The organism is Mycetocola spongiae, from assembly GCF_020424085.1.
GTDB lineage: Bacteria > Actinomycetota > Actinomycetes > Actinomycetales > Microbacteriaceae > Mycetocola > Mycetocola spongiae.
Genome location: NZ_CP080203.1, coordinates 2,943,887 through 2,967,201, shown reverse-complemented (window position 1 = coordinate 2,967,201; position 23,315 = coordinate 2,943,887). Strand labels below are relative to the sequence as shown.

Sequence of the window (23,315 nt, the reverse complement as noted above, 5' to 3'; positions counted from 1 at the left end):
TTCTCCTTAGGTGGGGGTGGCGGTAGGCGCCAGGTCGGGGGCGAGCACCCGATAGAGGTGCTCGCTCGTGGGGGTTCCGGAGAGGATGTCTCCCTCGGAACCGGGGGTATCCGCGCGGCCCAGATAGGCCAGCCAGTCCAGGGCGATGCGCGGGGCCTCGCGCGCGGGTTCCAGGCCCGCGGCCCGGCGCGCACGCATCAGGTCAAATACGCGCGGCGGCAGCTTATGCGCTCCCCCGCGGGCAATCTGTTCCAGGTGGTGCCGGATCCGCGGATTGGCAAAGCGCGTGCGCAGCGCCGCGGTGGCCGCCGCGATCTCCGCGGCATCCAGCGGCAGGACCTCCGCGGCCTCGGCCCAGAGTGTTTCCACGCGCCCGGCGAGCACGGGATCGGCAAAGGCCTCGTCCACGGTATGGTGTCCGCGCGGCAGCCCGGCATAGGCCAGGAGCGAGTGCGCGGCGTTGAGTAGCCACAGCTTGCGGCGCTCATAGGGGTCAATATCGGTGACCTCGCGCACGCCCACGCTCGCCCAATCGGGGCTGCCCGCGGGAAATACCCCGGCGAGGATCCACTCCGAGAACGGCTCGGTCACCACGGGCATCGCATCGTGATGGCCCGTCTCGGCAAGCACGGTTGCGCGATCCTCGGCGGTGGTGGCCGGGGTGATCCGGTCCACCATCGAGGAGATAAAGGACACGTTTTGGGTGATCCAGGCGGCCAGGGCGGGATCCACCGCCGCGGCCAGCTCGGTCACCACCGTGCGGGTCACCTCGCCGTTGCCCGCGAGATTATCGCAGCTCAGGATCGCGAGCGGGCCCGCCCCTGCCTCGCGCCGCGCCCGCAGGCCGCGCACCAGTTTTCCGGGGGCGGTCACGGGTGCGCCGGGCTCCCCCGAGCCCAGCAGCCGGAGATCGGCGGCGACCTCCGGATCGGCCAGATCCAGCCCGCCGCCCGGGGCCAGGCGATACCCGGCCTCGGTCACGGTGAGCGTGATGATCGCGGTATCGGGGTGGCCCAGGCGTGCGTTCCAGGCCGCGTCCTCCGCCCCGCTGATGGCCGAGACTATCGACTCGATGGTCGTGAACGTATCGCCCTCGGCGGCGCGGGTCACCAGGGTATATACCCCGTCCTGTGCCGCGAGCGCGGTGGCGGCCGCGGGGCCGCGACCGGTATAGGCCTCGATGCCCCAGTCGCCGGGGGCCGCGCGCTGGATCCGCTCCAGATACCAGGCCTGGTGCGCGCGATGAAACGCCCCCAGGCCCAGGTGCACGATGCGCACCCGGGAGCGGGGGCGCGAGCGTGCGGGGGCGTCGCTAGCGGCGGGCACGATCCACCAGTTCCCGAATATAGGCGAGGTTATCGGCGGTGCGCCGGGCGAGGGGCAGCTCGGTGGAGAAGTCCTCGAGCGTAATCCAGCCGTCATAACCGTGGGCCACCAGATCGGCCACATAGGCGGCGATATCGGCCTGGCCGGCGCGCAGCGTGGCCCAGCCGTGGGTCCACGGAATCGAGCCATCCGCGCGGGCCTCCCCCGGCACCCAGCGCGCATTTTTAATGTGCACATGCGCGAGATATTCGCCCAGCAGCTCAAGCCCGGCGCGGTGGTTTTCGAAGCCCTCGATCACGAGGTTGCCCACGTCGTGGATCACCCCGATATGGGCGGGATCCAGGCCCTCCACGAGGCGGCGCGCGGCCGAGGCCGAGGGGGTGATCGTCTCGTGATGCAGCTCCACCAGCGCCATGACGCCGTGGCGGCGCGCGGCCTCGGCCACCCACTCCAGGTCGCCGCGGGTGCGCGCAAATAGCTCGGGATAGTTCCGGCCGTCCACGCGCGGCATCGCGATGCGCACCCGCCGGGCACCCAGCGCGGCGGTCGCGGCAAGCATACGCTCGGAGTTAACCCGATCGGAGGCCTGCGCATAGCCGCCGATTCCGGAGAATTCCAGGCCCGCGGAGGCGGTGATCTCGGCTATCTGCGGGATCGACTCCTCGAGGCCCTCGAGGGTCCAGGTGGCGAGGTTACCGGCCCAGAATCCGGGCGGGGTCGCGGCGGCCTGATCCGTCACGCGCCACTCGATGCCGTCCCAGCCCTGGGCGGCGAGGGTGGTGGCCGCCTCGGCGGGGGTCCACTCGGGCGTGGAGGCGGTAAAGACCGAATACTTCATGATGCGTTCCCCGTTTTCAGTGTCAGATCGTCGTATTTTCCGGCCAGGACATCCGCAAAAAGCACCGCGGTGCCCAGCGTCGCGGAGGCATAGAGTGCGTGCACCAGCGCGAGCGAATCGGTGGCATCGCGCGCGGTGATTCCCGGGGCCTCGCCGCCGCCGCCGAGGGCGCGCGCGAGGTCGTCATATTGGCGCGAGTGTGAGCGAATGAACTCGTCCTCGCGGCGCGGGGCCGCGGAGGTCTCACCCGCATCGATCACGCTATCCACCTGGTTGCCGCTGCCCACAGCGCTCAGGCCGTGGCCCGCGATGGATTCGCCGTCATCGGCCGCGTGGAAAAACTCCAGCCGGTCATTATCGATGATTGCGGAGCCGCGCGATCCCATGATCTGCAGCCGGGCACTCAGGCCCGGATATGCGGCGGTCGTGCAGTGGATTACGCCCAGGGCCCCCGAGGCGAAGCGCACGGTGGCCACCGCTGTATCCTCCACCTCGATGCGCTCATGGGCCAGGCGCGCGGTCTGCGCGGAGATCTCCACGGGCGTGCCGAGGCACCAGCGCAGCAGGTCCACTGTATGCACACCCTGGTTCATCACGGCCCCGCCGCCGTCCAGCTCCCACGTGCCGCGCCAGCTGCCGCCGTCATAATATTCCTGGCCGCGCCACCAGGCCACCGAGGCCACACCCGAGGTGATGGTCCCGAAGCGGCCCTGCGAAATTGCCGCCTTTACCAGCACGCTGGCGGGGTCAAAGCGGTGCTGGCTGATCACGGTGACAATCAGCCCGCGGGTCGCCGCCTCATCGGCCAGATCCGCGATCCGGCGGGCCTTCACGAGGCTCACGTCGATGGGCTTTTCGATCACCACATGCGCGCCCGCGGCGAGCGCCTCGCGTGCGGCCGCCACGTGCAGGCCGCTCGGGGTGGTGATCACCACCAGGTCGATCCCGCCCGCGGCGAGCGCCTCGGTGAGCGTGCCGTGGGTGCGCGGCGCCGGCACGGGGAACTCCCCGGCCAGCAGATCGGCGAGCGACCGGGTGGCCTCGGGCACCACGTCCACCACGGCCTCCACGCTAAAGCTCGGGTGTCCGGCGATCACGCGGGCGTGATGGGTTCCGATCACGCCGCAGCCCACGATCACGGCCCGATATACGGTGGTGCCGGTTCCCTCGCCGGCGAGCACGGCGTTGATATCGGTGAGTGTCATACCAGTTCCACCCCGAGCTCATCGGTCAGGCCCCGGAAGGCGCGCGCGGCCACCCCAAACGCGGCCGCCCCCGAGAAGCCCCCGGTGGCAAAGGCGCTCGCGAGGTGCGGTTCGAGCGAGGCGAAGCCCGAATAGCCATCCGCGGCGAGCGCCGCGAGGGTCTCGCGCAGCTGGCCGTCGCCCTCCCCCGCGGGCACCACGGAGTGATCCGCGGCGCGGGCGTCCTTGACCTGCAGATACTCCAGATAGGGGCGCAGCGCGGCGAAACCCTCGTCGAAGGGAACCGAGCCCACCTGTACGTAATTGGCGTTATCCCAGGCCACGCGCAGCGCCGGGGAGTTAACCGAGGTGATCAGGTCCAGGACCCGGGCGGGGGTATCCCCGTAGATATCCTTTTCGTTCTCGTGCAGCAGGATGACTCCGGCGCTTTCGGCGCGGCGGGCGAACTCGGCCAGGCGCTCGATCACGGGCTCGCGGATCGAGTCCACGTCCACACCCTCGCCGTAATAGAAGGAGAAGATGCGGATATAGCGGCTCTCCAATACCCGGGCGGCGTTGAGAGCGCGGTCCAGGCGGGCCAGCTCCGCGTCAAAATCGGAGGTGATATCCACCTTGCCGAGGGGGGAGGCGATCGCCGATACCCCCATCTCGGATTCCGCGAGCAGGGCCCGCAGCTCCTCGAGCCGGTCATCGCGCAGCTCCACAATATTGATGCCCCAGGCGCTGCGCACCTCGATATGCTTCGCGCCGAGTGCCTGCAGGACCGCGATCTGAATGCGCGGGTCCTCGTCGATTTCATCGCCGAACCCGGAGAGGGTCCAGCTGCTGGTGGTTTTGGTCATGTTATTTCACGCCTCCGGCGGTCAGGCCACCCACGAGGTAGCGCTGGAAAATGAGATAAAGAACAACAACGGGCACGGCACAGACCAGGGCGGCGGCCATCATCTGGCCATAGACGGGCACGGCCCCGCCCTCCTGGGTGGCCCCAAATATCTGTAGGGCCACGGCCACCGTGCGGGTCTCGGGTCTGGTCATCACCGACGCAAACATCACGTCATTCCAGCCGAGCAGGAAGGCGAAGATTCCCGAGACCACGATCCCGGGCCAGCTCAGCGGCACGATGATCTTGGTGAGGATGGTGAACGGCGAGGCGCCGTCCAGCCGCGCCGCCTCCTCCAGCTCGCGCGGCAGCCCGCGCAGATACGTCACCATGACCCAGGTGGAGAACGGCAGGGCAAACGTGAGATAGGTCAGGAACAGGCCCCAGCGGGTACCGATGATCTGGATCCCAAACGTGGACGCGGCACTGGAAAAGAGCACAAATACGGGCAGCAGCAGCAGGGTTCCGGGGATCGACTGCAGCGCGAGCAGGCCGCGCAGGAAGAGCAGCCGGCCGCGGAACGCATAGCGCACCAGCACATAGGCGGTGGTGACCGAGAGCGCGGCACAGACCAGCGCCACCGATCCGGCCACCAGCACCGAGTTCATGAGGCCTGTGCCCAGATCCACGGTGGTCCAGATCTTGGCGTAGTTATCCAGCGTGAGCTCGGTGGGCCAGAAGGCCCCGCGGGCCACCTGGATATCGGAGTTAATCGACGCAAAGAAGATATAGAGCACGGGCACCATGGCAAATACCAGGAGCACGGAGATCACGGCGATCAGCAGGGGGCGCGGCAGCAACCGGTGAATATGGGAGGTGCGCGCCTCGCTCTTGCGGGCGGAGGCCCGGCGCTCGGCGCCGGGACGTGGGGAGGCCAGGACGGCACTATTTCTTGACACGGGCGGCACCATCGTCTCCGGTATCGAGTTTCACGGCCCGCAGATAGGCAAACAGCGGGATGGCAATGAGGATCAGGGAGACCACGGCCATCGCGGCCGAGAGCCCAAAGCGGAAGTTCTGGAAGCCGGTGATATAGGTCAGTACCGGCAGCACGTTCACATCGGCCGGGGCCGGGATGCCAAAGAGCACAAACGGAAGCGTGAAGTTATTCACCGAGTGCAGGAAGGAGATGATCAGCGCGAGCGTGATCGGCCCCTTCAGATACGGGAAGATCACATAGCGCAGCTTGGTCCACCAGCCCGCGCCGTCCAGCGCGCAGGCCTCGTGAACCTCGCTGTCCACCGATTGCAGTCCCGAGAGCACCAGCAGATAGATAAACGGCCAGGAGGCCCAGATCTGCACAAAAACCAGCGCCCAATAGGACTGCGGCCCGTTGAGCCAGAGGCCGCCGTCGATGCCGAGGTTGCCCAGCATCTTATTGCCCACCCCATCGGGCTGCAGCATCGTGCGCCAGACGGTACCCACCACAAACATCGGCAGGACATAGGGCACCAGGAAGAGCGAGCGGACCAGCCCGCGACCGCGGAAGCGGTTCTGGGTGGCGAGGGCCGCGGCCACTCCCAGCGGCAGGCAGATCAGGGTCACCAGGACCGAATAGCCCACGCTGATGCCGATCGACTGGATCAGCGAGGACTTGGTGAGCGCCTCCACATAATTGGCCAGGCCAATAAAGGGGGCGTTAATCCACTGCCGCAGGCTGTACTGGTCGAGGTCCATCATGGAGATCGCCACACCCAGCAGCAGCGGGACGAGGATGACCAGGGCCATCAGGATACCGCCGGGGGCGAGCATCCACAGCGGCCGGTTGCGTTCTACCGGTTCCCGCGAGCGACGCGGGCGTCTCGGGCGCGGTGCCGCGGGCGGCGGGTCGCTGGGACCCGCCGCGCTACGGGCCGCGCGAGCATCGGTACGTTCGCGTACCGGAACTGGCGTAACCATCATGAACTCTTTTCGTACCGGTGTGTGGGGATTATTTGGCGCGGTCCAGGGCGGACTGAGCCTTTTCCTGCTCGGCACGCAGGGCCGTGGAGATCTGCTCGCTGCTGACCGATCCGGCGCTCAGCGCGGGGATGGCCTGCACGGCCACATTGGTCAGGCCCAGCTGGATGTCTCCCCAGGCCCCGGTGAACGGGGTGCCCACGGAGAGCTTGGAGGCCTCCACGATCGGGGCGAGCGTGGCATCCTCCTTTTCGAGGGTCGCGGCGGCATCGGCATTGGTGGGCATCTCACCAAATACATCAAAATAGATGCGCTGTTCCTCGGCGGTGGTGAGCATCTCGATCAGGGCGAGCGAGAGGTCCTTATTTTTGGAATAATCGGCGACCACAAAATTGGAGCCGGAGAGGATGCTCGCGGCCTCAACACCATCGGCGGGGCGCTTGGTCTCGCCCGGGGCCACGGTGGGCATCACGACGTATTTATACTTGCCGGCCACGGAGGACGCATCCAGCGTGTTAATCGAGGTGGCGGTGACCATCGGCATAAACGCGCTCTTGCCCTCGGCAAATGCGGCGAGTGCCTGGCTGGACTTCCAGCCCACCGAGGCGGGGTCCACGATCTTATCGGTCGCGAGCCAGCCAAAATAGGTTTCGAAGGCCTTCTGGGTGGCCGGATCGTCCAGGCGCACCTTCTTGCCGTCCACGATCGGGTTGCCGGCCTGGACCGACATGGCCCAGATGAACTTCCACGGGTCGAAGTTATCGGCATAGGCGATGCTCATGCCGTAGACGTCTCCCGAGGTGAGCTGCTTGGCCTGATCGCGCAGCCCGTCCCAGGTATCGGCGGGCTTATCAATTCCGGCGGCGGCAAGCAGCTCGGTGTTATAGGCCATCACAAACGGGCGGCTGCGGGCGGGGATGCCCACCTCGTTATCCTTATCGGGTCCGGAGATGCCGAGGCTGGCCTCGGTGAAGCGATCGCGGCCGCCCACCTTCTTCCAGGAGTCCTCGTCGAGCTTCAGGAACGCGCCGGTGGCATAGGCGGTGGGGGTGAACGTGGTGCCGAGGGTATAGATATCGGGGCCCTGCCCGGAGACCACCGAGGTCTGAATCTTGGTGAGCTCGTCATTGGCGGTGGCGAAGGTTTCAAATTTCACCTCGGCGCCGGTCTTGGCCTTGAACTTATCGTTGACGTCTTTAAACCACTGCTGCTGTTCCTGGGGGTAGAGGTTATTGGCATCCACCAGGACGTTGAGGGTCTGACCCTTTCCGTCGATCTCCCCGGGCGTGGCCGATCCCTCGGCCTCGGGGCTGCCGCCGGAACAGGCGGTGAGCGCCAGGCCCGCCGTCGTGAGCGTGGCCAGGGCCATAAATGCTCGTCTTTTCATCATCCGAACTCCTCCTTGAGTGGGTGCGATAAAACCGCTGTGACCCCGACTCTAGACACAACGGCAACGTTGTTGCAACCGTTTGCCATTATTTGCCAAGTGTGGTTTTATCTCCCTATGACCACGGAAGATGCCTCCCTCAGCGAGCGCCCCGCCACCATCGGCGATGTGGCGCGTCTCAGCGGCTTTGCCACCTCCACGGTGTCGCGCGCCCTGTCGAATCCGACGCGGGTGAATGCGCATACCCGGGAGAAAATCCTCGCGGCGGCGCGGGAGCTGAGCTATACCCCCAACGCGCAGGCGCAGGCGCTCACCTCGGGGCAGACCCGGGCCGTGGCCGTCCTGGTCTCGGATATCACCAACCCGTTTTATTTTGGCCTGATCCGCGGCACCCAGCAGCAGCTGAAGGCCGCCGATTATATGCAGATGCTGGTGGATACCGCCGAATCCGGCGAGTCCGAGGCCGCCACGATCGGCTCGCTGCGCCGCTCGGCCGATGGCGCGATCCTGACCGCCTCGCGGCTGAGCGATCAGCAGCTCGCGGCGGTCGCGGCGCGGATGCCGCTGGTCACGATCAACCGGCTCGCGCCGGATATCCCCAGCGTCGTGATCGATACCCCGCTGGGCATCGATCAGGCCCTGGACCACCTCGCCTCGCTGGGCCACCGCAGGATCACCTATATCTCCGGCCCCAATAGCTCCTGGTCCAATGAGCGCCGCTGGCTGCGGATGGAAAAATCCGCCACCAAGCTCGGCGTGGAGGCTGTGCGCAGCCGCGAATACTCCCCCGATATGAGTTCCGGGGCCGCCGCGGCCGAGGCCATGATCAACTCCACGTCCACCGCGTGCATCGTTTTTAACGACCTCCTCGCGATCGGAATGCTGGAGCGCTTCCGCGAGCGCGGGGTGCGGGTGCCCGAGGACGTCTCGGTGGTGGGCTGCGACGATATTTTTGGGGCCGATTTTTGTAATCCCCCGCTCACCACGCTCACCGCGCCAATCGAGCGCGCGGGCCGCGTGGCCGTGTCGATGCTGCTCGCGCGGCTGAGCGCGGGCCCCAATACCCCCGCGGGCCAGTCCGTGCTGCTGCCCACGCATCTCACGGTGCGCAAGTCCACGGGCCCGGCTCCGCAACGCTAGCCTTCCACCACCCAGCCAACGAAGACAGGGAAAAATTATCGTGACAGCACTCTCGCCGCACCCCGACCGCCTCCTGCCCAGCGACCCCACCGAGCGGGCCATCGCCCGCCGGCTCTATGCGGAGATCGCGGGGCTTCCCATCATCTCCCCGCACGGACATGTGGACGCGGCGCTGCTGCGCGATAACCGCCCCTTTGGGGATCCCGCCGAGCTGCTGATCACTCCCGATCACTATGTCACCCGGCTACTGCACGCCCACGGCGTGGGCCTGGGCCGGCTGGGCATCGCCGAAAACGGGGCGCCCTCCCCCGCGAGCGCGCGGGAAATCTGGGCGGAGTTTTGCGCGGGCTGGTCCCATTTTGCCGGCACCCCGGTGCGCTATTGGTTCGAGACCGAGCTGCACGATGTCTTTGGCATCACCCGGGCCCCCTCCGCGGCCAATGCCGGGGAGCTCTATGACGCGATCGCCGAGCGCCTGGCCACACCCGAGTATTTGCCGCGGGCCCTCTTTGAGCGCTTTAATATCGAGGTCCTGGCCACCACGGATGATCCCGCGGATGATCTTGCGGCGCATCGCGACCTGGCCGCGGACCCCGGCTTTAGCGGGCGCGTCCTGCCCACGTTCCGGGCCGATCGTTATATGGACCCCGCGGAGTCCACGTGGATCGCCGCGCTGGGGCGGCTCGCGGCGGCCTCCGATATCGACACGGGAAGCTATGCGGGACTGCTCGCGGCACTGCGCGATCGCCGCGCCTATTTTGCCCGGCACGGGGGCACATCCACCGATACCGGGGTGATCGAGGCCACGGGTGAGCCGCTGGCCGAGGCCGAGGCCGAGCGCATCCACGCCGCCGCCCTGGCCGGCACGCTGGCCCCCGGGGACGCCGTGGCCTATCGCCGCAATATGCTCTATCGCCTCGCCGAGATGGCCTCCCAGGACGGGCTGGTGATGCAGCTGCATCCGGGCGTGATCCGCAGCCACCATGCCGCTACGCTGGCCCGTTTTGGCCCGGATACCGGGCACGACCTGCCCGATAGCGGGGCCTTTACCCGGCCGCTGCGCCGGATCCTCAACGATTTTGGCGTGAATCCCACGTTCCGCCTCGCCCTCTTTACCGTGGACGAGACGGTGTTCTCGCGCGAGATCGGCCCGCTCGCGGGCTTTTATCCCTCGGTATATGCGGGCGCACCGTGGTGGTTCATCGATACGCCGGGCGCGATTGGCCGCTATCGCGCGGCGGTAACCGATAGCGCCGGTTTCGGGAAGACCACCGGGTTTATCGACGATACCCGCGCGTTTTGCTCGATCCCCGCGAGGCACGATATGTCGCGCCGCGCGGATGCCGCATTCCTCGCGGGGCTCGTGGCGGGGCACCAGCTTGGCGAGGACGAGGCGGCACGGATCGCGGTGGATCTCACCGTGACCCAGCCGCGCGAGGTCTTCCGGCTCTAACGCGGCGGCGGGGTCGGCGCGGGATACGGCCCCGCGCCCAGCTCCACCCCGGGGGCGGCGGCGGCCTCCGGCCCGGCCTCGCCCCCGAGTGCGGCCACGAGGCGCTCCCGCGCGCGGGAGAGGTGATCGTTAAGCAGGCCCGCGGCCCCCTCGCCGTCCCCCGCCGCGAGCAGCTCCAGGATGCGATCGTGCTCGGCGCAGATCAGCTCGGGTTCCAGGAGCCCGCGGCCCTGCACCTGGGCCATACACATCTTGACCTCGCGCACCAGCGAGCCATACATTTTGGACGTGCGCGGGCTGCCCAGCGCCGCGATCAGCGAGGCGTGGAAGCGCATATCCGGCTCCACGATGCCCAGCGCGGGCACGCTATTCATGATCCGGCCGATCTCGGCATTGGCCGCGCGCGCATCCTCGGGCACAATCCGCCCGGCGGCAAGCCGGCGCAGAACCTCGGATTCCAGCACCGCCCGCGTGTGATAAACATCGCGGACATCCTCGGGCCCCAGCTCGGGAACCCGCGCCGTGCGATGCGCGCCGCGCACCAGCAGGCCCTCGCCCACGATTTTTTCGATCGCGGCCTTGGCGGTGGGGCGGGCCACACCATAGGTACCCGAGACCTCGGCCTCGGTGAAGCCGGTTCCGCCGGGAAACTCGGCGGCGAAGAGTCGCTCGCGCAGATCGCGGGCCACGGCATCCACGATGGATACGGCCTCAACTCGGGGATTCGCCACTACCGACTCCTTCATTCCGTCACTACAGGACACTACCGTGTTTGCCCCGCGGGCAGCGCCCGTCGGCCCCCTCCGCGGCCGCCGCGATGCGACAGCGCGGAGGCCAAAAATCGGCATCGGGGTCGCCGCCTCGGAATTATGCGCGAGGATTTCCCACGAGGATTGCCTGTTAAGTAAACTTGTAAGACAATTATGTTGGTTTATCAGACACCCGGGCACGGAGCCCGCCGCCCCTCCCCCCGGGGAAAGCGGCGAGTACCCCCGTGGACCCCACGGCCGAAGGCGTCGCGCGCACCCTCACAGTGACGCTAAAAATTCGCAAAGACGCTAACCTTCGGAGCCCTCACCGTGTTTGAACAGATCCTCGATCCGATATTCGGATCCCTCGCCCTCTCGGCGCTCTTCGCCGCCTCCCCGCTGATCCTGCTATTTATCCTGCTGGGCGTATTCCGGGTGAAGGCCGCCTATGCGGCGCTCGCGGGCCTCGGGCTCTCGATCATCCTCGCGCTGGTGGGCTGGCAGATGCCCGCCCTCCAGGTATTGGGCGCCACCACGGCGGGCCTGTTTTATGGCGTTTTCCCCATCCTCTGGATCCTGATCAACGCACTCTGGGTCTATCGGCTCACCCTCGCGACCGGCTGGTTCTCGGTGCTCGGCGCGACCATCCGCACGGTATCCGATGACCTGCGGGTCCTCGCGATCCTGATCGCATTCTGTTTTGGCGCGCTCCTGGAATCCCTCGCGGGCTTTGGTGCCCCCGTGGCGATCTCCGCGGCGATGCTGATCGCCGCCGGCATGAAACCGTTTAAGGCCGCGCTGGTATCGCTGCTGGCCAATACCGCGCCGGTCGCATTTGGCGCGATGGGTGCGCCGATCATCGTGCTGCACGGCGTGACCGGCCTGCCGATGAACGAGCTGGCCGCGATGGCCGGCCGGCAGACGCCCCTGATCGCCGTGCTGATCCCGCTCGTGCTGGTGTTCATCGTGGACGGAAAGCGCGGAGTGCGCGAGACCTGGCCCGTGGCGCTGATCGCCGGTGTTGCATTTGCCGGGGCCCAGTTCATCACCGCCAGCTATTTTGCCGTGGAGCTCACCGATGTGGTGGCCTCCGTGGTGACCGTGGGCGCCGTGCTGCTCACGATGCGCTTCTGGAAGCCGCGCCACGTGCAGACCCTGACCCCCGCGGATTCCGCGGAGGAGAACCTCGGCGAGACCGAGGGCGAGGGCGAGGCCCTGGATCGCGCCGCCGGCGTCGGCACGCTCACCCGCACCCGCCCGCTTCCCACCGGAACCGCGCGCCGCACCTGGGGCGCACTGGCCCCCTATCTGGTGATCATGGCGATCTTCACGCTCGCGCAGATCCCCGTGATTAAGACGTGGCTCGCCGAGGTGGGTTCGGTCACATTCCGCTGGCCCGGCCTGGATATCGTGGACGCCGCGGGCGAACCCGTGCGCGCCCAGAACATGACGTTTGACCATCTCAAGGCCACCGGCACCCTGCTGCTGTTCTCCGGTATCGCCACGATGGCGCTCTATGGCGTGGGCATCCGCGAAGGCCTGCGGGTCTATCGCGAGACCGTCTATCAGCTGCGCTGGACCATCCTCACCGTGACCTCCGTACTCGCGCTGGCCTTTGTCATGAACCTCTCCGGTCAGACCGCAAGCCTGGGCTTCGCCCTCGCCGCCACGGGTGGATTTTTTGCCCTGCTCTCGCCGCTGATCGGCTGGATCGGCGTGGCCCTGACCGGCTCCGATACCTCCTCCAACTCCCTGTTTGGCCTCCTCCAGGTGACCGCGGCGAATCAGGCGGGCCTGAGCCCCGTGCTGATGGCCGCGTCCAATTCCTCCGCCGGCGTACTGGGCAAGATGCTCTCCCTGCAAAACCTCGCGGTGGCCGCAGCCGCGGTGAACCTGCCGGGCTCCGAGGGCACCCTGTTCCGTAAACTACTGCCATGGAGCCTCGGGCTTCTGGCCTTCATCACCGTGATCATCTTCCTCCAGTCCACACCCGTGCTGGGCTGGATGGTGCCCTAACCCCATCCCTCCATCGAACGGTCGCCCCTATGTCGCTTCTCGCCCCCGCCCCTCGCCCCGAGCACGCTCCCTTCCTGGACACCCTGCGCGGTGCCCTCGGCGAGCGCGATCGGATCCGCACGCGACCGATCGATATTCATGCCAATGCGCATGATGCCTCGCACTTCCTGCTGCTGCCCGAGGCCGTGGCCATTGCCGAGGACGCGGCCGAGGTGGGGGCGCTCTTTGCCGCGGCCGCGCGCGCGGGACGCCCCGTGACGCTGCGCTCGGGCGGGACCAGCCTGAGCGGGCAGGCGCTGACCGATGGGGTGCTGATCGATGTGCGCCGCAATTTTAAGAAGATCGAGGTGCTGGACGGCGGCGACCGGGTGCGGGTCCAGCCCGGCGTGACCGTGCGGGCACTCAACGCGCACCTCGCGCGCTTTGGCAAGAAATTTGGTCCCGATCCCGCGAGCGAGGCCGCATGCACGATCGGCGGCGTGGTGGCCAATAACTCCTCGGGCATGTCCTGCGGCACCACCGAGAACTCCTATCGCACACTCGAATCGCTCACAGTGGTGCTTGCGAGCGGGACCGTGATCGATACCGGCGCCGCCGATGCCGAGGAGCGGCTGCGCGCGCTGGAGCCCGAGCTTTATCGCGGGCTGCTGACCCTCGCCGAGCGGGTGCGTTCCAATCCCGCCTCGGTGCAGACCATTCGCCGCCAGTTCGCGATGAAAAACACCATGGGCTACGGCATTAACTCGCTGCTGGACTATACCCGCGCGGTGGATATCCTGGCGCACCTGATCATCGGCAGCGAGGGCACGCTGGGCTTTGTTGCCGAGGCGGTGTTCCGCACCGTGGATCGCCCCAGCCACGCCTCGACCGGCCTGCTGATCTTCGACAGCCTGGAGGCGGCCAATAGTGCGCTCCCGGATCTGGTGGATACCGGGGCGGCCACGCTTGAGCTGCTGGATGCGCTCTCGCTGCGCATCGGTCAGCGCGCGGAGGATGCCCCCGCGGAGATTCGCGGCCTGAACGTGGACCGGCACGCGGCGCTGCTCGTGGAATATCAGTCAGGCAGCGCCGAGCACCTCGCCGATCTGCAGGCGGCGGGCGATGCCCTGATGCCGCGCCTGGGCCTGAGCCGCGAGGCGGCGTTTAGCTCGGATGCGGGCACGCGGGCCGATCTCTGGCACCTGCGCAAGGGGCTCTATACCACCGTGGCCGGTGCGCGCCCGCAGGGAACCACGGCGCTGCTTGAGGATGTGGTGGTCCCGGTCGAGCGCCTCGCCGCGACCTGCAACGGGCTGATTGATCTCTTTGATCGCTATGAATACGAAAATAGCGTGATCTTTGGCCATGCCAAGGACGGCAATGTGCACTTTATGCTCACCGATGGGTTTATCGAGGCCGATCAGGTGGCGCGCTATGCGGCGTTCACCGAGGATCTTGTGGACCTGATCCTCGGCGAGGGCGGCTCGCTCAAGGCCGAGCACGGCACGGGCCGCGTAATGGCCCCGTTTGTGCGCCGCCAATACGGCGATGAGCTCTATGACGTGATGCGTGAGATTAAGCGCCTGTGTGACCCCGCGGGTCTGCTGAACCCGGGCGTGATTCTTGATGAGGACCCCGAGGCCCACCTGCGCCATATTAAGGCCGCAATGCCCGTGGACGAGGAGGTGGATCGCTGCGTCGAGTGTGGTTATTGCGAGCCGGTATGCCCGAGCCGCGATATCACCCTGACCCCGCGCCAGCGCATCGTGACCTTGCGCGCCATCGAACAGGCCAAGCGCGATGGGGACCACGCGCTGGTGAAGAGCCTAGAGAAGGACTATGTCTATGACGGTGTGCGCACGTGCGCCGTGGACGGCATGTGTCAGACAGCCTGCCCGGTATCAATTAACACCGGTTCGCTCGTGAAGAAGCTGCGCCGCGAGGAGAATAACGCGGTCGAGAAGGCCGTGTGGAATACCGCCGCGAAGCACTGGGGCGCGGTGACCGTGGGGGCCGGAATGGCCCTGAACGTGGTGGATAAGATTCCGATGCCGATTATTTCCGGGCCCAATAAGCTCGCCCGGGCGGTGCTGGGTAAGGACACCGTGCCGCTGTATTCCGCCGAGCTGCCCGCGGGAGGCGTCTCGCGTTCGCGCCCCGCCCCCACCGCCCCGGCCGATGTGGTGTATATGCCGGCCTGCGTGAATACGATGTTTGGTCCGGCCGCGGATGGCAGCGGCCGGGTGAGCCCGGGTGTGCAGCTGAGCTTTGAGCAGCTCTGCGAGAGCGTGGGCCTCGTGCTCCTGGTGCCCGAGTCGATTAACTCGCTGTGCTGCGGCACCCCGTGGTCCTCCAAGGGGCAGGTGGACGGCCAGCATGCGATGCGGGAGCGCACCGTGGCGGCGCTGCGCGAGGCGAGCCGCGATGGCGAACTGACCATCGTGTGCGATGCGTCCTCCTGCACCGAGGGAATCCTGCACGCGATTGAGGAGTCCAATGCCTCCTCCGAGCGCTCGCTGCGGGTCGTGGATGCCGTGGATTTTGTGGCCGAGCGCGTGCTGCCGCTGCTGCCCGAGCATAATAAAATGGAGCGCCTGGTGCTGCACCCCACGTGTTCCTCCACGCGCATGGGCGGCAATGATGCGCTGAATACAGTGGCGAAGGCCGTGGCCAAGGACGTGGTCGTCCCGGAAAACTGGGGCTGCTGCGCATTTGCCGGGGACCGCGGAATGCTGCATCCCGAGCTCACCGCCTCGGCCACCGCGCGCGAGGCCGCCGAGGTAGCCGAGATCGACGCCTCCGCCTATGCCTCGTGTAACCGCACGTGTGAACTGGGCATGACCCGGGCCACCGGCGAGGAGTATAACCACGTCCTGGAGCTGCTCGCGCAGCTCACCCGCAGCGAATAAGTCGGACGTAGCTGAACAAAGGTGCACCCCCGGAACCCCACACCCGGGGGTGCTCTTTGCTAGCGTGGACCTAGGCTTTGATTTTCATCCCGGATATCCCCTTAACCAAGGAGCACTAATGGCGGACGCACCCCAGGCAAATATTGGCGTTATCGGAATGGCGGTGATGGGCAGCAACCTCGCCCGTAACCTCGCCAGCCGCGAGGGAAACACGGTTGCCGTGTATAACCGCTCGCCCGAGCGCACCCGCGTTCTGGTCGCGGCCCACCCCGAGGCGGGCTTTGTCGCGAGCGAGGACATCGACGCCTTTGTGGCCTCGCTGCAGAAGCCGCGCACCGCGATCATCATGGTGCAGGCCGGCGCCGGCACCGATGCCGTGATCGACCAGCTGACCGAGCGCTTTGAGCCCGGCGATATCATCGTGGACGGCGGAAACGCCCTGTTCACCGATACCATCCGCCGCGAAAAGGCCGTGCGTGCCACGGGCATCCACTTCGTGGGCGCCGGAATCTCCGGCGGCGAGGAGGGCGCGCTGAAGGGCCCGTCGATCATGCCCGGCGGTTCCGCCGAGTCCTATGAGACCCTCGGCCCGATCCTCTCCTCGATCGCCGCGGTGGCCGAGGGTGAGCCCTGCGTGACCCACGTGGGCACCGATGGGGCCGGTCACTTCGTGAAGATGATCCATAACGGCATCGAGTACGCCGATATGCAGCTCATCGCCGAGGCCTATGACCTGCTGCGCCGCAACGCCGGGCTGACCCCCGCCGAGATCGCCGAGGTTTTCACCGAGTGGAATAAGGGCGAGCTCGAGAGCTACCTGATCGAGATCACCGCCGAGGTACTGAAGCAGGTGGATGCCGCCACCGGCAAGCCCCTGGTCGACGTAATCCTGGACCAGGCCGGCTCCAAGGGCACCGGCGTATGGACCGTGCAGAACGCACTGGCCCTGGGCGTTCCGGTTTCCGGCATCGCCGAGGCCGTATTTGCCCGCTCGCTGTCCTCGCACCCCGAGCAGCGCGAGGCCGCCTCGGCCCTGCCCGGCCCGGCACAGCCCGTGGCCGTGGAGGACCGCGCCGCGTTCATCGAGGACGTCCGCCAGGCCCTCTACGCATCCAAGATCGTCGCCTATTCGCAGGGCTTTGACGCCATCCGCGCGGGTGCCGCCGAGTATAACTGGAACATCGACCTGGGTGCCGTTTCGCGCATCTGGCGCGGGGGCTGCATCATCCGCGCGCAGTTCCTGAACCGCATCGCCGATGCCTATGCCGAGGCCCCCAACCTCTCGGCCCTGCTCACCGCCCCGTATTTTGCGGATGCCATCACGGCAACGCAGGAGGCCTGGCGTCGCGTGGTCATCTCGGCCACCGCCACCGGCATCCCCGCCCCGGCGTTCTCGAGCTCGCTTGCGTATTATGACGGCCTGCGCGCCGAGCGCCTGCCCGCCGCACTGGTCCAGGGCCAGCGCGATTTCTTCGGGGCCCACACCTATAAGCGCGTGGACCGCGAGGGTACGTTCCACACGCTGTGGTCGGGAGACCGCACCGAGATTAGCGCCACCGACTCGCACTAATACTCCGCCACGATCGGCCCGGACCCGCTGGGTCCGGGCCGATCGTTTTTGAGGGAAGGCTTCCGATGACCACACTGACCGTCCGCGCCGAGGCGTGGGATACCCCGGAGGGGGTCGCGCTGCGCGCCGCCCAGCGCCGCGAGCTGGACGCCCGCTATGGCAGCGATACTCATGAGGCCGGGGCCGAGCCCACGGCCGAGTCGGTGCCGGTATTTTTGATTGCCCGCACCCTCGGCGGCATCGCGGTGGGATGCGCGGGCCTGCGCCCGATCAGCCTCACGGCGGACGGCGATGTGCTGCCCGGCGGGCCGATCACAACGGCCGAGATTAAACGCATGTTTGTGGCGCCCGACTACCGCGGCACGGGCGTCTCCCGGGCGCTACTGGCCGGGCTGGAGGAGGCCGCGCGCGGCCTCGGCCTGGACCGCCTGGTCCTGGAAACCGGCGCGCTTCAGCCCGATGCGATGCGCTTCTATGAGCGCGAGGGCTATCTGCCGATCCCCACGTTTGGGGATTATCGGGTGGATGAACTCTCGCGCTGCTATCAGCGCATCCTCTAGCGGGGTGGGCTAGACCAGCCCCAGTTCCCCGAGCTTGGCCTCGACCTCGCGATCGCTTGGCTCCACCTGGTGGGTGCCATCGGGGAAAACCACAACCGGAATCTGGGTGCGGCCGCTGATGGCGCGGGCCCGATCGGCCGCGCTCTCCTCTGCCACCAGGTCCACGTAGGTATAGTCCACGCCGAGCCGGTCCAGGAGCGCCTTGGAGCGCACACAATCGCGGCACCAATCGGCTCCGTATATCGTGATGGGGGTCGCGGAAGCGGGTGAGAGGGTCATGCCTCCCAGGATACGCGCCGCGCGCCGTTAGCGCCCGGCGAGTCCGCGCGCGGCGGCCGTGACCTGGGCGACCAGGGCTTCCCGGCGGCGCGCGGTGCGGCCGGCGAGCACCGCGGGATCGGCGCTCGCGGCGTGCCCCAGAATAAACCCGCCCATCTGCGGCAGGCTCCACCAGGCCGAGGCGAGCGTGACGATGCTCAGCAGCAGCTGGGCGGCATCCTCCTCCCCCACCCCCGGCAGGGCCCCCTCGAGCGTGCCGATGACTCCGGCGCAGCTCGCGGTGCGCTCGGGTCCCCCCAGGCAGGCCTCGGCCCATTCCAACCCCTCCCAGGCCAGCAGGCGAGGCAGATGCGGGGCGGCGCTGAAGCGATCCCAGAGCGCCCCGGCAAACGCGCCCACCGCCTCCGCGCCGGTCCCGGGGGCGGATACCCCCTCCAGGAGCCCCTCAAGCTCGCGCTCCAGCACGGCCTCAAAGAGCCCCTCCTTATTGCCAAAATACGAGTAGATGCGCTCCTTATTCACCCCGGCCTCGCGCGCAATCGCGTCGATGCGGGTGCCCGCAAGGCCGGCCCGCGCAAAAAGCGTGGTGGCGGCATCAAGCAGGAGCGTGCGTGTGCGTTGAGTGTCCCAGGCCATAACCCCAGTGTATGGCTCGATCCGACAGACAGGATTATCATGCTCACGAACAGATAGAGCATCGACAACAAATATCACCGGTTAGGATGTTGATGTCATCTTTTACCGCAATCGCGGGCCCACAACTTTCCTGGAGTCATTAGTTCATGGATTCGCTTCGCCGGATTATCAAGATATTGGTTGCACCGCTTATTTTGGTGGTGGCCAGTGGGATTTTTGTTGGCCATCACGTCGCGGCACACGTACAGATCTCCCCGATCGACGAATACGTATATATCGATTATTTTGAGAAATCTGCCTCACAGCTCGGCGTAGCCCATGGCGAAAAGACCGGCGATTTTGCCCGCAATTATCTCGCCTGCGTGGGAGTCGCTCCCGCCGGTCCCTGGGCTCCCGAAAAATGTGATCTTGGTGACTATTCCGAGGATTCCCGATTTCCCTATATGGGGATCAACTCGGCAGATATCTACACCCCCATTTATTTTGTAACCTCGCGTATTATCGCGGCACCAATTCAGACGCTGCTTGGGGTAGACCTCGTCACGGCCGGGCGGCTCACGGGAGCGGTATGGCTCGCCGCCAGCGCAATCCTCATCTTTGCCTCCCTGCGGAGACTCGGACAGAAGTGGCTTTTTTCCACGGCCGTCCCCTTCTTTCTTATTGCGTCCCTCCCGGCCTGGTGGTCGACCACGTATATCAGCACCGATGCGGTGGCGATGTTCTTCGGCGCACTGCTCGGATATCTCTTGATTCGCTACCTGCAGACCCGGAGACACGGCTGGATAATCATGTTGGTGAGCGGGCTTGCAGTGCTCGCTAAGTTCCAAAACCTGATGATTGTTGCCCTTGTCACACTGGTACTTCTTGGCGACTTTTTCTATTCGAAGTATCTGCAACGCGCACAACGGGCCGGGCGGATTCTGGAAACCGTGCCGAGCGCCGGAAACGATAACCTCACGGCGTTTGGTTCCGTAGTTGCACTCCCCGCGTCCCGGGCAAGAAACGGCAACTCCGTCGCGGTTGACGAGGCACCTCGACACGGCGCAGGCACAACTAATACCGCGCAGGTGCAGCCCCCGCGCGCCGGTCGACGACAGCTTTTCATCGGCTTCGGCATTCCTCTGGTCGCCCTGTTCTCGCAGGCTCTCTGGATGATCATTCGCCCGTATCCGGAGGGCGCCGAAGACCCCGACCAGGGTACCGCCACTCCCCTGGGAATCACCCAGCTCATTCGCGAAGCGTTTAAGTTCTTCGGCAGCCTGACCGAAGGCGCAACGGGAGCCGAACCGTTTGGCGCCTCGGGAATTATCGTCTCGCTTTCACTGGGCTGGATTTTGATCGCCGCCATCCTCGGTAGCACCACACTGTCGGGCTTTCCGCTCCTGAAGCAGATCAGCCTCGCTTTCCTGGTCACGACATTTATCGGCGGACCCGCACTTGCATTGGCAACCTATATCGCCGAGGGATACTACTTTGTCCTCCCCAGCCGTTACGGGCTGTCCCTGTTCCCCATCATGCTCGTCGTGATGGCCGCCTTCTTCGGCCGATTCCGATACTGGCGTGCCGTTCTTATCGCGTTGGCCGCGCTGTGCTTTATCGTGTCCTTCGCGTTCAGCTTTCACTAGCATCCACGTCGTGTGACTGCGGGACAATCGGCCGGCCGAGTGGGCCGACCTGCAGTCACACGGTGGAGAATCTGACGGGGACGGACGCGGCTGAGTTCCCCGAGCCCCGGCGCATGTCGCCACCTCCGGGCAGGGATGTCCACCGAAGCCCAGTCGCTTAGGCCTCGCCCGGCAGCACTTTTTCGCTCTCCCTCCCGCGATCATCGCGGAACGACGAGGCCGGAAAAATTGGCGGTTGCCCCGGGAGCCGTGATCCGCCGGACACCCGGCGAATGGCGCATGACCAGCTCCCCTGCCTGCGGTCCCACCGGGATGATTGCGCGACGGCGCCGTGCGTTCTCTACCGGATCGCGGGCCGAAACGACCAATCGCGAGCAGCCTACGCCCCACCCAAACTCCAAACGTTTAGTTGCAGATTTCGGGAAATCCCCCTATCGTTAATCTGCAACCAAACAGTTGGAGATTATTCATGCATCACGCCTCCCCCCGGGCACCCGGCATCCATACCCGTGCCGCCCTCACCTGGCTCGCGATCTTTCCGCTCGTGACCCTCGGCACCTGGGCCCTCGCCCCGCTCACCGCGGGCTGGCCCCTGCCGCTGGGCACGCTTGCGCTGACCCTCGTGGTTGTGCCGCTCGCCGTTTATCTGGTGGTCCCCGCCCTGCTCTCGCTGCGCGTGGCGATCCTGCGCCGCGGAACACGCGCATGAGCGCGATCCTGGTTCTGGGCGGCGGCGGCGCGGTGGGCAGCGAGATTCTCGCCGACCTGCGCTCGCGCGGGCACCGCGTGGGCAGCGCCGGTCGCTCGCTGCACCCGGACCCCGCGGCGGGCAGCTACCGGCTCGATATCCGCGCCGATCCGGATTCCCTCGGCGCGGCCGCCGCGGGCTGGGACGCCGTGATCAACGCGTCCGGGCTCGAGGACCCCACCCTCCCCGCCCGCGCCCCGCACGCCCTCTGGGTGGATATCTCCGCCACGGGCGAGTATCTTGCCGCCCTGGCCCGGCCCGGGATCGCGCCGGGTGGCGCGGTCCTGGGCGTGGGCATAGCCCCCGGGATCACCGGAATCCTGGCCGCGGCCGTAGTGCGCCGCGATCCGGGCCCGATCGATACCGCGATCCTGCTGGGCTCGGGGGAAAAACACGGGCCCGCGGCCCTGGACTGGACCTTCGGCGCGCTCGGCCAGCGCCTGACCGATCCGGAGACCGGCGAAAAAATTCTCGCCTATACCCGGCCGCGACGCTTCCGCGATGGCACGCGCTGGCGCACCCTGACCCGCGTGGATTTTGCCGATCCGCTGCTCCTCTCGCCGCGCCTGGGCGTGCCCGTGCGCACGTATTTTGCCACCGAGAGCCGCCTGGCCAATGCCGCGCTGCGCATCGGGGCCCGGGCGCCGATCATCGCCCCGCTCCTGAAGCGCATCGCGCTCCCCGGCTCCGAGGACTGGTGGATCGCAGCCCACGGGCGCTCGGGCACGGTGATCGAGGCGCGCGGCTCCCGGCAGTCGCTCGCCACCGCACTCGTGGCCGCGCGGGCCACCGAGGCGGCGCTGAACGCCTCGGATCCGGGCCGCATCTGGTACGGCCCGGATCTGCTCGGCCCGGCCGAGCTCGCGGCAATCCCGGGGATTACCGTGCGCGATTAGTGGGCGTGACCGGCAACCCCGGTGAGCTCATTAATCGCATGGGGGAGCGTGGCCGAACCGGTCACGCTCGCCGTGTTGAGGTCCACGGTATGCAGCTTCTTCTGACCGGGCTCGCTGATATAGGCGGTGGAGCCGCGCACAAAAAGCGTGGGGCGCGGATCCTGCCATTTGGTGGGCTCGGTCCACTCCCGCGTGACGGGCACGGTGGCCAGGCTCGCGCCGGACGTGGCGTCAAAAACATGCAGCGCACCATCGGTGCCGAGGATCAGGGCCTCGCCCTGCGGGCCGCGGCCCAGCGATCGGAAGGAATAGCTCACGCCCGCGGGCAGATCCACCACGCGCATCGCCGCTGCCTCGGTATCCACCAGCACAAACCGCTCGGGGCGCTCAAGCTCGGCGTCCTCATCGGTCTTATAATCGGCCAGCACGATGGCGGAGTCGTGACTTCCCGCGGAGTTTCCGCTGCGGCCATATGCATCCGGGGCCGAAACCTTGCGGATCTCGCCGCCGGCATAAACCAGCACACCATCGGTGCATCCCACCACCAGGGCGTCCCCGCGAGCGGCGGACTCGCCGTGCACGCCGGGGCACTGCTCATTACGGGTGATTTCGCGGCGCTCGGAGTCCAGCACCAGGATTCCGCTGCGGGCCTCCTCGGTTCCGATCGTATGCATCAGCTCGCCGTTTTCCAGGGCCACGGCCACGCCGTGATGGGCGGCCTCGGTCCTGAGCACCTCGGTGCGCGGCAGGGCCGAGGAGGTGAGGTCCTCGGGGTTAAAGAGGGTGATCTCGCCGCTGCCATCGGCAAAGAGCGCGGTTTTACCCCCGTGCACCACGGCATGGCCGGGTTTTTCGGCGGCAAATTCCAGGCCGGAGAGTTCCCCGTGGGCGGCATCCAGCAGCCGGAATCCGCTCGCGGTGGACACCAACACATGGTCGCTATCGCCCGCCGGGTTGATCCGGTTAAAGCCGTCGAGGGTGATATCGGAGCGCACCGCGAAGCTCTCGCCATCCAACACCAGGACGCCGCCGTCATAGGTGGCCACGAGGGGATTCACGGGGTTATCGTCATGCCCGGCATGGGCATCTCCGGTCGCGGGGGCCGGGGCCCCCGCGGCACAGCCCGTGAGCGCCACGGCTCCGAGCGTGAGGAGCAGCGCACCCGTCAAAAAGGAGGGGTTTATGGTCATGTTATTTCTTTCTTTTCTGGGGACCGCGGG

Annotated in this window: 20 protein-coding genes; 9 read left to right on the top strand and 11 right to left on the bottom strand. The window is 66.9% G+C overall.

What is annotated here, in order from left to right; genetic code table 11:
* Window positions 1-6: 6 nt before the first annotated feature.
* The 7 genes from KXZ72_RS13645 to KXZ72_RS13615 form a co-directional block, all read right to left on the bottom strand.
* Window positions 7-1,326 (bottom strand): mannitol dehydrogenase family protein, encoded by a 1,320-nt coding sequence (locus KXZ72_RS13645; protein ID WP_226081479.1) that lies wholly within the window; start codon window positions 1,324-1,326, stop codon window positions 7-9.
* A complete protein-coding gene (locus KXZ72_RS13640) occupies window positions 1,313-2,164 on the bottom strand; it encodes a sugar phosphate isomerase/epimerase family protein (RefSeq protein ID WP_226081478.1) in 852 nt (283 codons plus the stop codon). The genes KXZ72_RS13645 and KXZ72_RS13640 overlap by 14 nt, the downstream gene beginning before the upstream one ends.
* Window positions 2,161-3,369 carry a Gfo/Idh/MocA family protein gene (locus KXZ72_RS13635; RefSeq protein ID WP_226081477.1) on the bottom strand — a complete coding sequence of 403 codons (1,209 nt, stop codon included), beginning with the start codon at window positions 3,367-3,369 and terminating at the stop codon, window positions 2,161-2,163. The genes KXZ72_RS13640 and KXZ72_RS13635 overlap by 4 nt, the downstream gene beginning before the upstream one ends.
* The gene (locus KXZ72_RS13630; protein WP_226081476.1) at window positions 3,366-4,211 is read right to left on the bottom strand and encodes a sugar phosphate isomerase/epimerase family protein; all 846 of its coding nucleotides are present in this window, start codon (window positions 4,209-4,211) and stop codon (window positions 3,366-3,368) included. The genes KXZ72_RS13635 and KXZ72_RS13630 overlap by 4 nt, the downstream gene beginning before the upstream one ends.
* Window position 4,212: 1 nt before the next feature.
* On the bottom strand, window positions 4,213-4,995 hold the full coding sequence (locus KXZ72_RS13625) for a carbohydrate ABC transporter permease (protein WP_404823685.1): 783 nt from the start codon (window positions 4,993-4,995) through the stop codon (window positions 4,213-4,215).
* Between the two features lie 139 nt (window positions 4,996-5,134).
* Complete coding sequence (locus KXZ72_RS13620; RefSeq protein ID WP_226081474.1) at window positions 5,135-6,151, bottom strand: carbohydrate ABC transporter permease; 1,017 nt, start codon at window positions 6,149-6,151, stop codon at window positions 5,135-5,137.
* A gap of 28 nt (window positions 6,152-6,179) precedes the next feature.
* Window positions 6,180-7,538 carry a sugar ABC transporter substrate-binding protein gene (locus KXZ72_RS13615; protein ID WP_404823651.1) on the bottom strand — a complete coding sequence of 453 codons (1,359 nt, stop codon included), beginning with the start codon at window positions 7,536-7,538 and terminating at the stop codon, window positions 6,180-6,182.
* A gap of 114 nt (window positions 7,539-7,652) precedes the next feature.
* Between KXZ72_RS13615 and KXZ72_RS13610 the strand changes: the two genes are divergently transcribed.
* Together KXZ72_RS13610 and uxaC are read left to right on the top strand one after the other, a co-directional pair.
* Window positions 7,653-8,675, top strand: coding sequence for a LacI family DNA-binding transcriptional regulator (locus KXZ72_RS13610; protein WP_226081473.1), 1,023 nt, complete (start codon window positions 7,653-7,655; stop codon window positions 8,673-8,675).
* A gap of 40 nt (window positions 8,676-8,715) precedes the next feature.
* Window positions 8,716-10,128: a glucuronate isomerase gene (uxaC, locus tag KXZ72_RS13605; protein WP_226081472.1), complete on the top strand. Its 1,413-nt coding sequence runs from the start codon at window positions 8,716-8,718 to the stop codon at window positions 10,126-10,128.
* Here uxaC and KXZ72_RS13600 read toward each other — a convergent pair.
* Window positions 10,125-10,859 carry a GntR family transcriptional regulator gene (locus KXZ72_RS13600; RefSeq protein ID WP_226081471.1) on the bottom strand — a complete coding sequence of 245 codons (735 nt, stop codon included), beginning with the start codon at window positions 10,857-10,859 and terminating at the stop codon, window positions 10,125-10,127. The two genes, uxaC and KXZ72_RS13600, sit on opposite strands and share 4 nt — an antisense overlap.
* A 348-nt stretch (window positions 10,860-11,207) precedes the next feature.
* Between KXZ72_RS13600 and KXZ72_RS13595 the strand changes: the two genes are divergently transcribed.
* The 4 genes from KXZ72_RS13595 to KXZ72_RS13580 all read left to right on the top strand — a co-directional run bounded on the left by KXZ72_RS13595 (window position 11,208) and on the right by KXZ72_RS13580 (window position 17,911).
* Window positions 11,208-12,893, top strand: coding sequence for an L-lactate permease (locus KXZ72_RS13595; RefSeq protein WP_226081470.1), 1,686 nt, complete (start codon window positions 11,208-11,210; stop codon window positions 12,891-12,893).
* A gap of 29 nt (window positions 12,894-12,922) precedes the next feature.
* Entirely contained in the window at window positions 12,923-15,781 is a 2,859-nt protein-coding gene (locus KXZ72_RS13590) for an FAD-binding and (Fe-S)-binding domain-containing protein (protein WP_226081469.1), read from the top strand.
* A gap of 118 nt (window positions 15,782-15,899) precedes the next feature.
* Window positions 15,900-17,351 carry an NADP-dependent phosphogluconate dehydrogenase gene (gene gndA, locus KXZ72_RS13585; protein ID WP_226081468.1) on the top strand — a complete coding sequence of 484 codons (1,452 nt, stop codon included), beginning with the start codon at window positions 15,900-15,902 and terminating at the stop codon, window positions 17,349-17,351.
* A gap of 65 nt (window positions 17,352-17,416) precedes the next feature.
* On the top strand, window positions 17,417-17,911 hold the full coding sequence (locus KXZ72_RS13580) for a GNAT family N-acetyltransferase (RefSeq protein ID WP_226081467.1): 495 nt from the start codon (window positions 17,417-17,419) through the stop codon (window positions 17,909-17,911).
* A gap of 9 nt (window positions 17,912-17,920) precedes the next feature.
* On the opposite strand, the gene KXZ72_RS13575 is transcribed toward KXZ72_RS13580, so the two are convergent.
* Window positions 17,921-18,190 (bottom strand): glutaredoxin family protein, encoded by a 270-nt coding sequence (locus tag KXZ72_RS13575; RefSeq protein WP_226081466.1) that lies wholly within the window; start codon window positions 18,188-18,190, stop codon window positions 17,921-17,923.
* 27 nt (window positions 18,191-18,217) lie between these two features.
* Window positions 18,218-18,826, bottom strand: a complete 609-nt coding sequence (locus KXZ72_RS13570; protein WP_226081465.1) for a TetR/AcrR family transcriptional regulator — start codon at window positions 18,824-18,826, stop codon at window positions 18,218-18,220.
* A 146-nt stretch (window positions 18,827-18,972) separates the two neighbouring features.
* Here KXZ72_RS13570 and KXZ72_RS13565 point away from each other — a divergent pair, with 146 nt between their 5' ends.
* The 3 genes from KXZ72_RS13565 (at window position 18,973) to KXZ72_RS13555 (ending at window position 22,095) form a co-directional block, all read left to right on the top strand.
* Window positions 18,973-20,451 (top strand): hypothetical protein, encoded by a 1,479-nt coding sequence (locus KXZ72_RS13565; protein ID WP_226081464.1) that lies wholly within the window; start codon window positions 18,973-18,975, stop codon window positions 20,449-20,451.
* Window positions 20,452-20,920: 469 nt separating this feature from the next.
* Window positions 20,921-21,160, top strand: coding sequence for a hypothetical protein (locus KXZ72_RS13560; RefSeq protein ID WP_226081463.1), 240 nt, complete (start codon window positions 20,921-20,923; stop codon window positions 21,158-21,160).
* Window positions 21,157-22,095 (top strand): saccharopine dehydrogenase family protein, encoded by a 939-nt coding sequence (locus KXZ72_RS13555; RefSeq protein WP_226081462.1) that lies wholly within the window; start codon window positions 21,157-21,159, stop codon window positions 22,093-22,095. Before KXZ72_RS13560 ends, KXZ72_RS13555 begins: the two co-directional genes overlap by 4 nt.
* Here the strand turns inward: KXZ72_RS13555 and aztD are convergent.
* Window positions 22,092-23,285 carry a zinc metallochaperone AztD gene (gene aztD, locus KXZ72_RS13550; protein ID WP_226081461.1) on the bottom strand — a complete coding sequence of 398 codons (1,194 nt, stop codon included), beginning with the start codon at window positions 23,283-23,285 and terminating at the stop codon, window positions 22,092-22,094. The two genes, KXZ72_RS13555 and aztD, sit on opposite strands and share 4 nt — an antisense overlap.
* Window positions 23,286-23,315 lie beyond the last annotated feature (30 nt).

What these genes read in the sequence shown, in the direction of transcription:
- KXZ72_RS13570 (WP_226081465.1), bottom strand. Translation starts at nt 18,826, where the DNA reads ATGGCCTGGGACACTCAACGCACACGCACGCTCCTGCTTGATGCCGCC.
- aztD (WP_226081461.1), bottom strand. Translation starts at nt 23,285, where the DNA reads ATGACCATAAACCCCTCCTTTTTGACGGGTGCGCTGCTCCTCACGCTC.
- KXZ72_RS13555 (WP_226081462.1), top strand. Translation starts at nt 21,157, where the DNA reads ATGAGCGCGATCCTGGTTCTGGGCGGCGGCGGCGCGGTGGGCAGCGAG.
- KXZ72_RS13560 (WP_226081463.1), top strand. Translation starts at nt 20,921, where the DNA reads ATGCATCACGCCTCCCCCCGGGCACCCGGCATCCATACCCGTGCCGCC.
- KXZ72_RS13615 (WP_404823651.1), bottom strand. Translation starts at nt 7,538, where the DNA reads ATGATGAAAAGACGAGCATTTATGGCCCTGGCCACGCTCACGACGGCG.
- gndA (WP_226081468.1), top strand. Translation starts at nt 15,900, where the DNA reads ATGGCGGACGCACCCCAGGCAAATATTGGCGTTATCGGAATGGCGGTG.
- KXZ72_RS13635 (WP_226081477.1), bottom strand. Translation starts at nt 3,369, where the DNA reads ATGACACTCACCGATATCAACGCCGTGCTCGCCGGCGAGGGAACCGGC.
- KXZ72_RS13575 (WP_226081466.1), bottom strand. Translation starts at nt 18,190, where the DNA reads ATGACCCTCTCACCCGCTTCCGCGACCCCCATCACGATATACGGAGCC.
- KXZ72_RS13630 (WP_226081476.1), bottom strand. Translation starts at nt 4,211, where the DNA reads ATGACCAAAACCACCAGCAGCTGGACCCTCTCCGGGTTCGGCGATGAA.
- KXZ72_RS13565 (WP_226081464.1), top strand. Translation starts at nt 18,973, where the DNA reads ATGGATTCGCTTCGCCGGATTATCAAGATATTGGTTGCACCGCTTATT.
- KXZ72_RS13580 (WP_226081467.1), top strand. Translation starts at nt 17,417, where the DNA reads ATGACCACACTGACCGTCCGCGCCGAGGCGTGGGATACCCCGGAGGGG.
- KXZ72_RS13610 (WP_226081473.1), top strand. Translation starts at nt 7,653, where the DNA reads ATGACCACGGAAGATGCCTCCCTCAGCGAGCGCCCCGCCACCATCGGC.
- KXZ72_RS13590 (WP_226081469.1), top strand. Translation starts at nt 12,923, where the DNA reads ATGTCGCTTCTCGCCCCCGCCCCTCGCCCCGAGCACGCTCCCTTCCTG.
- KXZ72_RS13625 (WP_404823685.1), bottom strand. Translation starts at nt 4,995, where the DNA reads ATGGTGCCCGTGCTCTATATCTTCTTTGCGTCGATTAACTCCGATATC.
- KXZ72_RS13620 (WP_226081474.1), bottom strand. Translation starts at nt 6,151, where the DNA reads ATGATGGTTACGCCAGTTCCGGTACGCGAACGTACCGATGCTCGCGCG.
- KXZ72_RS13640 (WP_226081478.1), bottom strand. Translation starts at nt 2,164, where the DNA reads ATGAAGTATTCGGTCTTTACCGCCTCCACGCCCGAGTGGACCCCCGCC.